At 42.2% G+C, this 13,428-nt stretch carries 14 protein-coding genes; 9 read left to right on the plus strand and 5 right to left on the minus strand.

Annotated elements, in window-relative coordinates:
* Positions 1–71: 71 nt before the first annotated feature.
* A complete protein-coding gene (gene alaP / locus ACWJJ4_RS05280; protein WP_014418695.1) occupies positions 72–1,475 on the plus strand; it encodes an alanine permease AlaP in 1,404 nt (467 codons plus the stop codon).
* Between the two features lie 175 nt (positions 1,476–1,650).
* On the opposite strand, the gene ACWJJ4_RS05285 is transcribed toward alaP, so the two are convergent.
* Positions 1,651–2,166, minus strand: a complete 516-nt coding sequence (locus ACWJJ4_RS05285) for a gamma carbonic anhydrase (RefSeq protein ID WP_025853382.1) — start codon at positions 2,164–2,166, stop codon at positions 1,651–1,653.
* A gap of 46 nt (positions 2,167–2,212) precedes the next feature.
* Here ACWJJ4_RS05285 and ACWJJ4_RS05290 point away from each other — a divergent pair, with 46 nt between their 5' ends.
* The 3 genes from ACWJJ4_RS05290 (at position 2,213) to ACWJJ4_RS05300 (ending at position 5,007) form a co-directional block, all read left to right on the plus strand.
* Entirely contained in the window at positions 2,213–2,992 is a 780-nt protein-coding gene (locus ACWJJ4_RS05290) for an alpha/beta hydrolase (RefSeq protein WP_003152261.1), read from the plus strand.
* A gap of 20 nt (positions 2,993–3,012) precedes the next feature.
* The gene (locus ACWJJ4_RS05295) at positions 3,013–4,092 is read left to right on the plus strand and encodes a tetraprenyl-beta-curcumene synthase family protein (protein WP_069013323.1); all 1,080 of its coding nucleotides are present in this window, start codon (positions 3,013–3,015) and stop codon (positions 4,090–4,092) included.
* A 105-nt stretch (positions 4,093–4,197) separates the two neighbouring features.
* The gene (locus tag ACWJJ4_RS05300) at positions 4,198–5,007 is read left to right on the plus strand and encodes a glycerophosphodiester phosphodiesterase family protein (protein ID WP_454021489.1); all 810 of its coding nucleotides are present in this window, start codon (positions 4,198–4,200) and stop codon (positions 5,005–5,007) included.
* Positions 5,008–5,024: 17 nt separating this feature from the next.
* Here ACWJJ4_RS05300 and ACWJJ4_RS05305 read toward each other — a convergent pair whose 3' ends face one another.
* The 4 genes from ACWJJ4_RS05305 to ACWJJ4_RS05320 all read right to left on the minus strand — a co-directional run bounded on the left by ACWJJ4_RS05305 (position 5,025) and on the right by ACWJJ4_RS05320 (position 8,641).
* Positions 5,025–5,180, minus strand: coding sequence for a hypothetical protein (locus tag ACWJJ4_RS05305; RefSeq protein WP_454021613.1), 156 nt, complete (start codon positions 5,178–5,180; stop codon positions 5,025–5,027).
* 160 nt (positions 5,181–5,340) lie between these two features.
* On the minus strand, positions 5,341–5,922 hold the full coding sequence (locus ACWJJ4_RS05310; RefSeq protein ID WP_007613246.1) for a tRNA (mnm(5)s(2)U34)-methyltransferase: 582 nt from the start codon (positions 5,920–5,922) through the stop codon (positions 5,341–5,343).
* Positions 5,919–6,887 (minus strand): TIGR01212 family radical SAM protein, encoded by a 969-nt coding sequence (locus tag ACWJJ4_RS05315; protein WP_003152268.1) that lies wholly within the window; start codon positions 6,885–6,887, stop codon positions 5,919–5,921. Before ACWJJ4_RS05315 ends, ACWJJ4_RS05310 begins: the two co-directional genes overlap by 4 nt.
* Positions 6,888–6,973: 86 nt before the next feature.
* Complete coding sequence (locus ACWJJ4_RS05320; RefSeq protein ID WP_025649751.1) at positions 6,974–8,641, minus strand: MFS transporter; 1,668 nt, start codon at positions 8,639–8,641, stop codon at positions 6,974–6,976.
* Between the two features lie 423 nt (positions 8,642–9,064).
* On the opposite strand from ACWJJ4_RS05320, the gene ACWJJ4_RS05325 reads away from it, so the two are divergent.
* The 5 genes from ACWJJ4_RS05325 to ACWJJ4_RS05345 all read left to right on the plus strand — a co-directional run bounded on the left by ACWJJ4_RS05325 (position 9,065) and on the right by ACWJJ4_RS05345 (position 13,423).
* Positions 9,065–10,177 carry an ArsR/SmtB family transcription factor gene (locus tag ACWJJ4_RS05325; protein ID WP_237587088.1) on the plus strand — a complete coding sequence of 371 codons (1,113 nt, stop codon included), beginning with the start codon at positions 9,065–9,067 and terminating at the stop codon, positions 10,175–10,177.
* Between the two features lie 382 nt (positions 10,178–10,559).
* A complete protein-coding gene (locus ACWJJ4_RS05330) occupies positions 10,560–10,832 on the plus strand; it encodes a YtzC family protein (protein WP_003152272.1) in 273 nt (90 codons plus the stop codon).
* 347 nt (positions 10,833–11,179) lie between these two features.
* Positions 11,180–11,572 carry a GntR family transcriptional regulator YtrA gene (ytrA, locus tag ACWJJ4_RS05335; protein WP_003152275.1) on the plus strand — a complete coding sequence of 131 codons (393 nt, stop codon included), beginning with the start codon at positions 11,180–11,182 and terminating at the stop codon, positions 11,570–11,572.
* Complete coding sequence (locus tag ACWJJ4_RS05340; protein WP_015418048.1) at positions 11,565–12,443, plus strand: ABC transporter ATP-binding protein; 879 nt, start codon at positions 11,565–11,567, stop codon at positions 12,441–12,443. The genes ytrA and ACWJJ4_RS05340 overlap by 8 nt, the downstream gene beginning before the upstream one ends.
* Positions 12,437–13,423 carry an ABC transporter permease subunit gene (locus tag ACWJJ4_RS05345; protein WP_052586459.1) on the plus strand — a complete coding sequence of 329 codons (987 nt, stop codon included), beginning with the start codon at positions 12,437–12,439 and terminating at the stop codon, positions 13,421–13,423. The genes ACWJJ4_RS05340 and ACWJJ4_RS05345 overlap by 7 nt, the downstream gene beginning before the upstream one ends.
* Positions 13,424–13,428: the final 5 nt, after the last annotated feature.

The following is a 13,428-nucleotide window of genomic DNA, read 5'->3' on the forward strand; positions in this document are numbered from 1 at the left end:
CCGGAAAGAGTTTTCTGGCTATTTCGTCTCGGTTTGTCGTTTCTTTGTCAAAATCAGGGGGAGGGAGAGTTATGCAAAACAAAGAAAAAACGCTTCACCGCGGCTTGGAAGAGCGGCATATCTCACTTATGTCGTTGGGCGCCGCGATTGGAGTCGGGCTGTTTCTTGGGTCAGCTTCTGCCATAAAGCTTGCCGGGCCGGGGATTTTAGCCGCTTACGCCTGCAGCGGGCTGATTATGTTTTTTATTATGCGGGCATTGGGTGAAATGGCGATTCAAAAGCCTGTAGCCGGCTCATTCAGCCGGTATGCCAGAGATTATCTCGGTCCGCTTGCCGGGTTTTTAACAGGCTGGAATTATTGGTTTTTATGGGTCGTTACCTGCATGGCGGAAATCACCGCGGTCGGCATTTATATGGGCTACTGGTTCCCTGACGTGCCGTCATGGATCTGGGCGCTTTGTGCACTCGTCATTATGACGGCTGTCAACTTTCTGGCGGTCAAAGCGTACGGTGAGCTTGAATTCTGGTTTGCGCTCATTAAAGTATTGGCGATTCTGTCAATGATCGCGATCGGTCTGGTGATGATCGTATTCGGTCTCGGAAACGGAGGCGTTGCGCTCGGAATCAGCAATTTATGGAGCCACGGCGGCTTTTTCCCGAATGGGATTAAAGGGGTGCTGCTGTCGCTTCAGATGGTCATGTTTGCCTATCTCGGGATTGAGCTGATCGGTGTCACAGCCGGTGAGGTCAAAAATCCGGAAAAATCACTGGCGCGGGCCATAGATACTGTTTTTTGGCGCATTCTCATTTTTTACGTCGGAGCTTTGTTTGTCATTATGTCAATTTATCCGTGGCAGGAAATTGGTTCAGGCGGGAGCCCGTTTGTTTTGACATTTGAAAAAATCGGAATACCAGCTGCAGCCGGAATCATTAATTTTGTCGTATTGACGGCGGCTCTTTCTTCCTGCAACAGCGGGATCTTCAGCACGGGGCGCATGCTGTTCAATCTGGCGGAGCAAAATGAAGCGCCTAAAGCATACGGAACGGTCACAAAAGGCGGTGTGCCGGGAAAAGCGGTATTGGTTTCAGCGGGCGCGTTGTGCATCGGCGTTTTGCTGAACTACGTGGTGCCGGCGAAAGTGTTTACGTGGGTGACGAGCATTGCGACGTTCGGAGCAATTTGGACATGGTCGATTATTTTGCTTTCCCAAATGAAATACCGTAAAAGCTTACAGCCGGAACAACGGAAAAAACTCAAATATAAAATGCCTTTATACCCCTTTTCCTCATATATCTCGCTGGCATTTCTGGCTTTTGTCGTTGTGCTGATGGCTTTTGATGCAGAGACCAGGGTGGCCGTCATCATCGGTCCTGTCTGGTTCGGCATATTATTAGCCGCCTATTACGGGAAAGGTTTCCATAAAAGAAAAGACATAGATCTGGAAAACGGACAGACATTCGCCGAAAAAGCGTAAAAAAAGAGCCCGCTGAAATGGGCTCTTTTTTCATAGGATCGGGTAAAAGGGGGAAGAATAAAACAAATTCCTGAACATTTTGCTTCTGTTTCCTGACAATCGGGAGAATGCAAATGGTTTTTACTTAAATAATATTTTGAAAAATGGTACAGTAGTAAAACAAAGCTGATCTTTTTTATTTCTCTTGCATTGTTTTATAGTATCGGCCTTTTTCAACATATTCCGTTCTGATTCTTTCCATGTCCCGTATGTCTTCTTCTGTCAGCCGGCGGATAACCTTTGCGGGCCGGCCGAACGCAAGACAGCCGGGAGGAATGGTTTTGCCCGGAGGAACGAGACTTCCGGCGCCGATAAACGCGCCTTCTCCGATTTCCGCCCCGTCAAGAATGACGGAGCCCATACCGATTAAAGCATTCTTTCTGATGATTGCGCTGTGCAGTGTAACCTGATGGCCGATCGTGACGTCATCTTCAATAAGAAGCGGGCGGTTCGGGCTTTGATGCAGACAGCTCAAGTCTTGTATGCTGACTCTTTTTCCGATCCTTGTCGGCGCAACATCCCCCCGGATGACTGCCGAGAACCAGATGCTCGATTGTTCTCCGATCACGACGTCGCCCGTTATGACGGCGTTATCCGCAATGAACGCTTCAGGATGTATGTCCGGCGTAAATTGTTTATAAGGGTAGATTATCATGTCTCATCCTTCTTTCTCTAAATTTATGTAAGAGGTGAACTGCATGTGGACTTGGAAAGCAGACAGGCCCGTGGGTACCATTGTCATTATCCACGGGGCGAGCGAATACCACGGGCGTTATAAATGGCTCGTTGAAATGTGGAGATCTTCCGGATATAACGTGGTGATGGGCGATTTGCCCGGTCAGGGAACGTCGACCCGCGCCAGAGGGCATATTCGCTCTTTCCAAGAATACATTGATGAAGTAGATATATGGATTGATAAAGCGAGAACGCTTGAAGCGCCCGTTTTCCTTTTGGGCCACAGCATGGGCGGACTGATTGCGATAGAATGGTTTAAGCAGCAGAGAAATCCCCGCATTACGGCACTCATTTTATCATCACCTTGTCTGGGTCTGCAAATAAAAGTCAATAAAGTCCTTGATTTTGCGTCTAAAGGACTGAACGTCCTCGCTCCGTCCCTCAGAGTGGATTCCGGCTTATCACCTGATATGGCAACGAGGAATGCGGATATGATTGAAGCGGATCAAAACGATTCTTTATATGTCACGAAGGTATCCGTAAGATGGTACAGAGAGCTTTTAAAAACCATTGATGCCGCTATGGTGCCGACTGATGCGTTTTTAAAGGTGCCGCTTTTGCTTATGCAGGGCGGTGATGACAAAATCGTCGATAAAATGAAGGTCCGCAAATGGTTTTCCGGTGTGGCTTCCCATAATAAATCGTACCGGGAATGGGAAGGGCTTTATCATGAAATTTTTAATGAACCGGAAAGAGAAACTGTGTTTAAGGCGGCAAAAGCCTTTACAGATCAGTATATTTGAATTCGCTGGGGGTGCATATGTTGACAGTACCGGAACATCCTTTTAACCTTATGGCAAAAGTGTATCGGGAAATTTTTCCGCTCGTTCATCAGGAATTGAACATGTGGCGGGAAAAATCAGATTCCATTAAAAATACCGAACTGCGGCAGCAGGCGGCCGCAAGTATCCGCGATAAGTCGTTTCATTGTGAAGGAGGCGGCATTTTAGCCCTGCTTTCGGGAGAGCAGAAACAGAAATGCGTGCAATTTATCATCGCGTATCAGACAATCAGTGATTATCTGGACAATCTGTGCGACCGCAGCACCTCGCTTGATCCCAAGGACTTCCGCATGCTTCATCTTTCCATGCGTGACGCGCTGACGGTCGGTGCCGAGGTGCGGCCGTACTATCAGTACAGAGAGGAGCGGGATGACGGCGGTTATCTTCATGAGCTGGTCAGAACATGCCAGCGGGTGCTCGGGTCAATAGAACATTACGGTATCATTAAACCTTATTTGCTTGAGCTGTGTGATTATTATTGCGATCTTCAGGTTCATAAGCATGTCGTTGAGCATGAACGCGTTCCGAGGCTTAAAGCCTGGTTTGAGCAGTACCGGTCGCAGCTTCCGGAAATGGAGTGGTTTGAGTTCTCGGCCTGCGCGGGATCGACGCTAGGCATTTTCTGTCTCGTTGCTTACTCATTCCAGCCTGATTTTAACGAACATACCGCTGAGAAAATCCGCAGCAGTTATTTTCCGTACATACAAGGGCTGCACATACTGCTCGATTATTTAATTGACCAGGAAGAAGATCTGCTTGAAGGCGATCTGAATTTCTGTACGTATTATCAGTCCCATGAAGAAATGATGCAGAGACTGCAGCATTTTATTGAAAAAGCGGATGAACATTTGCAAGGCATTCCGCATGAAAATTTTCACCGGCTGATCAACAGGGGGCTGCTCGGCGTCTATTTATCCGATGACAAAGTCGCCGGCCAAAAAGAAATGGGCCGCCTCGCGCGAAAGCTGATCAGGGCAAGCGGAAAAACGTCATTTTTCTTTTATATCAACGGAAGAGCTTACCGCAAATTTCAGAAGATGGCTTGGACGAAAAGTTCGTAATGGGTGAACTGCGCCTCTCGTGTACATCATGACGGCGCAGTTTTTTATTTATGATGTGAAGAATGAAACATTGTGTGCGCCTGCAGAATATGATACTTTAATTTTATGAAAAAATTAAAGTATTTAGCGGTCATAGCATTACTTTCCATTTCCGGAGGCTGCTCCGTCATCCATGCTTCCGCCGGCTATCATCCTGTCTTGATAGCGCACAGGGGCTCTTCTGCGATTGAGCCGGAACATACCGCTTTGTCTTATGCACGTGCGATTAAAGACAAAGCAGATTATATTGAGATAGACTTACGGGAGACGAAGGACAGCCGTCTGATTGCAATTCACGATAAAACGGTAGATCGGACAACAGATGGTAAAGGGATGACAGATGATCTGTCTTTGGCTCAGATTAAGAAACTGAATGCGGGAAAAGGAGAAAAGATTTTAACATTAGAAGAAATCATACAGAAATTCGGACAAACTGCCAATTACTATATTGAGACAAGAGAAAGCAACGGCAGCCTGGTGATGGAAAAGAAACTGATTGACATATTACAAAAACATAAGCTGATTTCCAGCCATAAAGCAGTCATTGAGTCTTTTAGCGGGAAGAGCTTAAAGAAAGTTCGTTCTATGAATAAAAAAGTTCCTCTTGTTCGATTATTAAAAGATCACGAGGCTGAGGAGATAAATGATAAGCAGCTGCAAACCATCAGAACGTATGCTGATACAGTCGGAATCAACGCCAAATTGGCAAATGAAGCAGTCGTGAAGCGCATTCATCACAATAAGATGAAAGTGCACGTGTTTTTTGATAAGGAAGACGAGCATACGCTGACGCCTATTATGCTGAAACAAAAAGCAGATGGTGTCTTTACGAACAATCCCGCTTATACACGCAGCGTGCTGCAAAACAGTAAATAAAAAGAGACATGCGCATTTTACGCTGTCTCTTTTTTTAACGGTTTCTTTTTTGCCGCAAGGTGCATTGCGAATTTGCCGATCAGCCCGATGACAAAAAATGCAGCAAACCACCAGTAATAGGTTTTCGCGAACTCAAATCCTAAATGTCTTGATAAAATGATGACAAACATCACCTAGGGAACACTTGAAAATATGATGCGAAGAATATTCAAACTGCCGCTCCTCCCAGATGTTACACTAAAAGATGAACTTTTTTCCATTATTTCATAGTAATTGATTTTTCTTGAAAAGTAAACACAAAAAGAATCGGCCCGCTTATGACAGGCCGATTCTTTATTTGCCGGCAGATTTCTTTTCAATCGCTATAATAAACGGCGGGTCGTTCCGCTGGTTGAGAAAGCCGTAGCTCAGCACGCGGGCTTTTTCCTGATCAAGATTGCTGCAGTATTCCAGTAATGCACTTTTTTCCGTCTTGCCTTCAGGATGCCCGTGGTACACAACGAGAACGATCAGCCCGTTCTCCTTCAGCAGTTCAAGGAGCTGTTCGATCGCGGAAATGGTTGAGTGACCGTTTGTCGTAATGCTTTTATCGCCGCCTGGCAGATAGCCGAGATTAAAGACGGCGCAAGCCACACGACCGTGCGCATCTTCAGGCAGCGATGCCTTTATTTGATCATGGCTTTTATGGTGAAGCGTGACGCGCGGGCCGAAGTCGGCACCGAGCCGCTCCTTCGTTTTAGCGAGCGCGTCCGCTTGAATATCAAAGGCATGGACATGTCCTGTCTCACCGACAAGGCCGGCCAGAAAATATGTATCATGTCCGTTGCCCATCGTCGCGTCAACCGTGATATCACCTTCCTGTGCGGCGGACTTCAGCAATTCTTTACTGAAAGGGAGGATGTGCATCAAGGTCATAGGGCGGTCTCCTCCCCGGTCTTTCTGAAGAGCTTTCCTTGATAGCTTCCCCGTGTTTCCAGCTCTTTTTGAATGGCGCCCAGTACTTCCCACTTATTGACGCTCCACATCGGCCCGACCATTAATTCGATCGGCCCGTCTCCCGTAATGCGGTGAACGATCATTTCCGGGGGAATGATTTCGAGCTGATCACATACAAGACTTACATATTCTTCTTGAGAAAGGAACTCCAGCTTTCCTTTTTCATATTGCTTCACCATCGGTGTGCCTTTTAATAAGTGAAGCAGGTGAATTTTAATGCCTTGCACATCCAAATCAGCGACGGCTTTGGCCGTCTCCATCATCATGTCCCTGTTTTCAAGCGGAAGCCCGTTAATGATATGGGAACAAACGCGGATGCCGTGTTTTCTCAGTTTATTGACACCCTCAACATAGCAGTCAAAATCATGGGCGCGGTTGATCAGAAGGGCGGTCCGCTCATGCACGGTCTGCAGCCCGAGTTCAACCCACAAATAGGTCCGCTCATTCAGTTCTGCCAAATATTCCACGACATCGTCCGGCAGGCAGTCCGGACGGGTCGCGATAGACATGCCGACAACGCCGTCAAGCTTGAGGACGGATTCAAATTTTTCACGCAGCTCCTCTACCGGGGCATGCGTATTCGTGAACGCCTGGAAATATGCGATATATTTGCCGTCTTTCCACTTTTCGTGCATACGGTTTTTGATATCGTGAAATTGCGTGAGTAAGTCATCGGCCCGGTTGCCGGCAAAATCGCCGGAGCCCGCCGCGCTGCAGAATGTGCAGCCGCCGTGTGCAACCGTGCCGTCCCGATTCGGGCAGTCAAAACCGCCGTCAAGCGCGACTTTAAACACTTTATGCCCGAAATGCTCCCGCAGATGATAATTTAATGTATGGTACCGTTTTTCCGTATTTGAATAAGGAAAAGGGTTATTCTCGTTCAATGTTCAAAAAGCCTCCCTCACATCAGATGCATCCTAAAATTGTAGCATGAATGATGGAGCGGAACAATGAAACAATTATGGAACGGTCAAGGCGTAATATCTACCTGGTTTTTCTGTTGTTGTTTTAATCGTTTTGGAGAAATATCACTGAACAATGCAAAAATAATTCCTAAAATAAGAATTACACTGCCTACTTTGAATGTATTATTAAAACTGTCACTTATTTTTTCATTATATAAATTTGAAATTTTTTTCTGGATAGCGATAACTTCCTTCTTTTGAGTATTGAAACTTTTTTGTACCTTTTCTTTATATGGATCCGGGGTTATAGAAAGAATTTCTTCCTCTTTTTTGTTTAATTCAGCAATACTTTTTCTTCGATCGAAACCTTTACTGTCTGAATGCTTTAAGTGAGTTATTATCTCGTTTTTTGCATTTTTATCAAAAACCTGATTGTTTTCCACAATTGTTATGGCTTCTTTTTTTGCAGAAGCTGTGTGATCATTTATATTCATTGTAAGCACAGATGTAAGTATGGCAATGCCTAGCGCTTGTCCAACTGTCCGCATCATATTAAGAATACCTGAGGCAATACCTACTTTCTCAGGAGGAATAAGCCGTATCCCTGAACTCATTGCCGGTCCTATCACAAGCCCTAAAGCTAAGCCGGTCAAACATAACAGAATAATTACCGTTGTTACAGAACTGTCGTATCGTATGTATCCATATAAATATGTTGTGATTGTTAAACCGAGCATACCTAGACCCGAAAGCCAAATGCCCCCGAGTTTATCAGATAGCTTTCCAGAAAGTACAGAGGTAAACATAGATGATAGAGCTAATGTAGAAACAATTAACCCCGCTTCTAATTCAGTTTTTCCCATTAAATTCGTGAGGAGTAAAGTAATAATAAGGGTACCGCTTGTTAATCCAAGGCCCTGCATAAAGAGGGTGAAAGAACTGAAACTAAACGTACGTATCTTCAGCATGGATAAGGGAATCATCGGGTTTTTAATTTTAGATTCAATAAAGAAAAACAAACAGAATAATAATACAGAGATTACAAAAAGAGAGATAATTAATGGTGATGACCAGCCTAAATCAGATACTTTTGCAAAGCCAAAGGTTAAACAGAAGAGAGCTCCGGATAAAATAAGAATCCCCATGTAATCAATTTTTTTACTCACTGTTTCATCATAACTCTCAGTAATAAAAAATGCTGCTAAAAAAAGAGAAATCAGGCCTAAAGGAATATTTATGAAGAAGATAGCTTGCCAATTAAAGTTTTCAGTTAATAATCCTCCAAGTACAGGTCCTAAAGTAGCTGCTAATCCTGAGAAAGCCCCCCAGATTCCAATGATCAATCCTTTTTTATTTTGAGGAACGATGGCCAAAGCAATAGGCATTGTAACTGGCACAATGAAAGCAGCAGATAATCCCTGAATCACTCTAATTGTGATAAGCATTTCAATTGAAGTGCTCAAACAGGCAATAACTGATGTCAAAATAAAAAGTGCTAATCCAAACATAAAAGCTTTTTTTCTTCCAAAATGGTCTGCCAGCTTTGATGCACCTACTAATAAAACTGCAAAAGCTAAAGTATAACCTGTAGCCACCCAAGCTACTTGAGAAAGGTTGCTCGAAAAGTAATCCAGCATCTTAGGTAAGGCAATATTTACTATAGTGGTGTCCATTACCGAAATGAATGTACCTAATAATAATGCAGATAACATAATTAATTTTTTGAAATTCAAAACTACAACCTCCATCAGATATTAATCTAAATTAAAATTCGATATATATCTAAAAACATGATAAATGCAATCTTAAGAGGTGTCAATATTATTCATAAATTGTTTTTTCATCCACTTATCTCGAAATCATATTTTTATAATTCAACAATTTTGTAACTTGAAATAACTCACTAAGAGCTTAAATGGACCTGTAAACTAGCTGAGATGATTAAGGATTTCTGAAGAGTATGACATGAGGAGAATACTTAGCATGAGGTGAAGCAAGTCTAATAAATCTAGGACTGCTCATGATAATGCTCAGTCAGGTAAGTGCTAATTAGAAATGAATATTCTTTGAAAGTTTCCTTTTGATTGATAATATTAAAAATGTAAAATGTCTGGCATGAAGATAGTACAACGTTTTCCTTTGTGGAAAAAGACTTTATGGGGTGTGAAAAAGTGCGGTTAATAATAAATGACAGTGTTTCAGAATTCTTTGACAAGATATCCTCTATTCTATTCTTAAAACACGAGGAATTCTTCAAAGATTATACAACCAAATTGGGTTTGAATTTAGATAATGAATATTTTGTATTACTAGATGATCTTAAAAGAATAAAAGAGTTAGATAGTGAGTTTTTAAATTTTTATTTTGGCAGCTTTTGCGACTACAAAGATGTTAGGAATGCAAATATTTTTTGTTTAGCCACAACATTTTTTAAAATCCCACAAATTTACACGAAAGATTTTTTTGAAATTATTGATTATTTGTCTGCAGTTACAGAAGAAGAGATAAGAAAAAATATTTTAGAGTCTCTAATTTATTTACAAGGAGATCTTAAAACCGAAACATCTACCCAACAGTATTTAAATGATAGGGAAAGTTTATTTGAGCTACTTAATAATCTAAATATAAAGCCCGAATACAAGTGGATCATATTTAAGGTAATGAAATCTCCTAAAACTTATGTAGATCAATTTTGCAGCAAATTAATGTCGGTGAATGGTTATCTTAACGAGGCGATTTATAATTTAATTAAATTCAGAGAAGAGTGGATGAATCAATTAAAAAACATAAATATAGATTTTCCAAAAAAGATAATCAGTACGTTAAAAGGTAAGGAATACTTATCTTGTAATTATATTAATATATATCCAACACTTTTACCTTACACTGCAACTATTACGAAAAGTGAAGATAACATTTATGTTGGACTTGGTTATAAAGTTGATAAAATTTTTGAAAATACATTAGAGAAAGCAGAGATTAATCATATCATTGATTTTTTGAAGCTTTTATCGGATAAAAGTAAGTTCAAGATATTAATCTTACTTAGTCATAAAAAAATGTATGCTAATGAGATTGCTGAACAGCTAAATTTAACCAACGCAACGATTTCACACCATATGAGAATTTTGACATTGCAAGGTTTAGTTGAGAGTACGAGAAATCAAAATAAAACATACTATTATCTTAATTCTTCAAAATTCGATTCACTTTTGAACGGTTTGTTGAAAAAATTTAAAGCTGTTCCAGTCTTAGATGGGGATGAGTAAGTTTTATAGTTGGTGTTAGTTTCGGGATGATAATTAAAGCTAATAAAAACGATCGTCTAATGAATTGGATACCTAAAAAATCTGATGAATCCTGGGTGTTTTACACAAAAAAGATAATTTGATGGTGAACAATTTAAAGCGAACCGAAGATCTTGTGGGTGATGTGGAAAAATTATAATGTTTTTAATAAAAGAAGAATTAAGTTAGCGTTCTAAAATGAAGGATTTTTATAAAGACTTCATTCTGTCTTGATTAAGTTTTACATTTAATCGTATTTTATGCCATCTCTGTCTTGTGAATGAATTACCTGATATTTCTTGTGAGAATTAATTTGGAATAAGAAATACTATTGATATGACATTATCAATAGGAGGACTGTTTAATGGCAACAAGACAATCAGTAGATGAACATCTCCAAAGAAGCGAACAGGCGTATGAATTTGCGAATGAGCAATTTATGACCGCTTCAAAACAAGAGCATTATAATGATAATGAGTACAGTGAAGCGCAAATGATGCTTGAAAACGCGGTGAATGAATTAAACAAGCTGTCATTATCTGCGAATGATCAGCAAAGAGAGCAGCTTTACAGAATGAGATTGCAGCTGCAGACTTTGCAAAACAATATGATTTTGCAGCGTAATTTTGATTACTGACCGCGCCGTTTCAAATGGTTCAGCAAACCTGCCGGAATCCCGGCGGGTTTTTTTGTATTTCTTTTAAAAAAGAATTGACAATAGGCCTGAGTGTGTTTATTGTATTACGTGTACTACTTGATGTAATACACATAAAACACTCAAAAAATGAAATCGACATATAAATGTTAAGCATAGGGAAGGGGAACTTTCATGAAAAACAAAAGATCCGTAAAACAAGATGTGCCTCTTATTATCGCCGCCTCGGTTTTGGCCAGCAGTCTGTTTGTCGTTCTTGTCGTCATCGGTTTTCAATGGCAGAACATTTAAAGAAAGAGAGCAGCTCGTAAAAGAAAGAAGGGAAGTAAATGATTCAAATCGATCCGAGAAGCTCAACTCCGATTTATGAGCAGATCATACAGCAATTGAAAGAGCTTTGTTTAAAAGGGATCATGAAGCCGGGGGATAAACTTCCTTCTGTCAGGGAATTGGCAACGATTATTATCGCCAATCCGAACACAGTCAGCAAAGCGTACAAGGAGCTCGAACGCGATGGTGTCATTGAAACGCTGAGGGGAAGAGGAACGTATATATCGGAGAATGCAAAAACGACATTGGTTGAAGGGAAGATGACGATGATAAAAGAGCAATTGAAACAGCTCATCATCGATGCCCATTACGCGGGAGTTGAGCTGGAGAAGCTGCAGGAATGGATAAAGGAAATCAGCGCTGATGTGAAAGGAGGAAAGGATCATGATTGAATTGCGGAATCTCTCAAAAACGATAGACGGTAAAGAAGTGCTCAAAGATATTTCGCTCACCATCGGAAAAGGGGAAATTTTCGGGCTGCTCGGGCGGAACGGATCAGGGAAAACAACACTGCTCCGGCTCATTCAGCAGATTCTGCTTCCGGATCAAGGGACGGTTTTATTTAATCAGGTGGAAATAAAGCGTCATCCGAAAGTCAAACAGAATATCATTTATATGCCTGTTGAAAATCCTTTTTATGACAAGTATACATATAAACAGCTTGTTGCGATTGTAAGCAGAATCTATCCGAATTTTGATGTGACTTACGCCAATGAGCTGATGAACAGGTACGGCATTCCGGAAACGAAGAAATACCGTGAATTATCCACAGGCCTGAAAAAACAGCTTGCGCTCGTCCTTGCCTTTGCTTCACGCCCGGCTCTTATCCTTTTGGATGAACCGACGGACGGAATTGACGCCGTAACGCGTCATGACGTGCTTCAGCTTATGGTGGATGAAGTGGCTGAACGGGAAACGAGCATTCTGATTACCTCACACCGTTTAGAAGATATTGAGCGAATGTGCAACCGGATCGGGTTTTTGGAAGGAAATCAGCTGACGAATGTGATGGACTTGGATGATATGAAGGAAGAATACATGAAAATCCAAATGGCATTTGAAGAGGATGTCAACTTGATGATCAGAGAACAAAACATACCGATTCTCGACCATGCCGGTGTGTTTTATACGGTGCTGATTCAAAAGAACGATGAGAAGAAAAAGAACTTTCTGCAAGAGCTGCAGCCGAAAGTATGGAACGAACTTCCTGTGAACTTAGAAGAAGTTTTCATCGCGAAGTTTGGAGGGAACCGGAGATGGTAGACAGGGGATTGCTGTACAGGGAATGGGTGCAGAATCGAACTGTTCTTGTGATGGTCGGCATTTTTTTAGCGGCGGTCAATCCATTTGAAGTGTTAAATACCTATCTGGTTTATCAAGGCTGTCTGGACACCCACGGAGCATATTGTAAGTTTTATGTGAATTCTTTGGATAGCGGAATGCTGAACTTAAACTGGGCGCCCGCTGTGATTTTGGCGGTTTGCTTATTCGGATTGGAACGTACGAAAGGTACGATTGATGCGCTTTTCAGTCTGCCTTACTCCCGCGCTCAGGTGTTCCACACTAAATTTTGGCTCGGAGCGGCGGTCATTACCGGCGCTCAGGTGATCGGCTACGGGCTGGCTGAGCTGCTCATTCTTCTGTTAAAGCCTGAGCGCGTATATTTCTTCCACCATTACAGCGTCGGAGAGATTATTGTGAGTGTTTTGGCTTTTACATTGGTCGCGAGCGCAGGCTGCTTAACAGGGAATACGTTCGCCCAGCTGTTAACGGCGTTTGCCGTGTCGATATCACCATACCTGATCATTACGTTGCCGCTGTCCAATGTAGAAGTCATCTTCGGAGCCGGCATGTATGAGCTGATGCCGTCAGTGGATGCTTATATCAAAGTATACAATCTTTTTCAATATTTGAATCCGATCATGTACATGGATACAGATTGGGTATCTGCCAGCAAGTATATATTAATCATTCCGGCAGTGATGAGCATTGTATTTTATGCCATCGGGTACTTTTGCTATGTCAGGCAGCCGGTGGAACGGAACGGCCATTTTTTTCTCTGGAGACAGCTTGACCGGCCCATTCAGATTGTGGTGATCATCATCGCCGTTCTCGGTTTTGGCCTGGCGGGGTACTCGACGGGACAGACGATGACAGGGTATGTGGCCGGGATGCTGGTCGGAGGAGCGGTCGGATTTTTGGTCAGTTATTTTGCCATATATAAAAAAACGAAGCATGTGTAAGAAAG

The organism is Bacillus sp. JK62 (assembly GCF_053663455.1).

Bases quoted from the DNA above. Each gene is read 5' to 3' on its own strand.
- alaP (WP_014418695.1), top strand. From the start codon at position 72: ATGCAAAACAAAGAAAAAACGCTTCACCGCGGCTTGGAAGAGCGGCAT.
- ACWJJ4_RS05290 (WP_003152261.1), top strand. From the start codon at position 2,213: ATGTGGACTTGGAAAGCAGACAGGCCCGTGGGTACCATTGTCATTATC.
- ACWJJ4_RS05300 (WP_454021489.1), top strand. From the start codon at position 4,198: ATGAAAAAATTAAAGTATTTAGCGGTCATAGCATTACTTTCCATTTCC.
- ACWJJ4_RS05310 (WP_007613246.1), bottom strand. From the start codon at position 5,922: ATGACCTTGATGCACATCCTCCCTTTCAGTAAAGAATTGCTGAAGTCC.
- ACWJJ4_RS05325 (WP_237587088.1), top strand. From the start codon at position 9,065: ATGGGGTGTGAAAAAGTGCGGTTAATAATAAATGACAGTGTTTCAGAA.
- ACWJJ4_RS05330 (WP_003152272.1), top strand. From the start codon at position 10,560: ATGGCAACAAGACAATCAGTAGATGAACATCTCCAAAGAAGCGAACAG.
- ytrA (WP_003152275.1), top strand. From the start codon at position 11,180: ATGATTCAAATCGATCCGAGAAGCTCAACTCCGATTTATGAGCAGATC.
- ACWJJ4_RS05340 (WP_015418048.1), top strand. From the start codon at position 11,565: ATGATTGAATTGCGGAATCTCTCAAAAACGATAGACGGTAAAGAAGTG.
- ACWJJ4_RS05345 (WP_052586459.1), top strand. From the start codon at position 12,437: ATGGTAGACAGGGGATTGCTGTACAGGGAATGGGTGCAGAATCGAACT.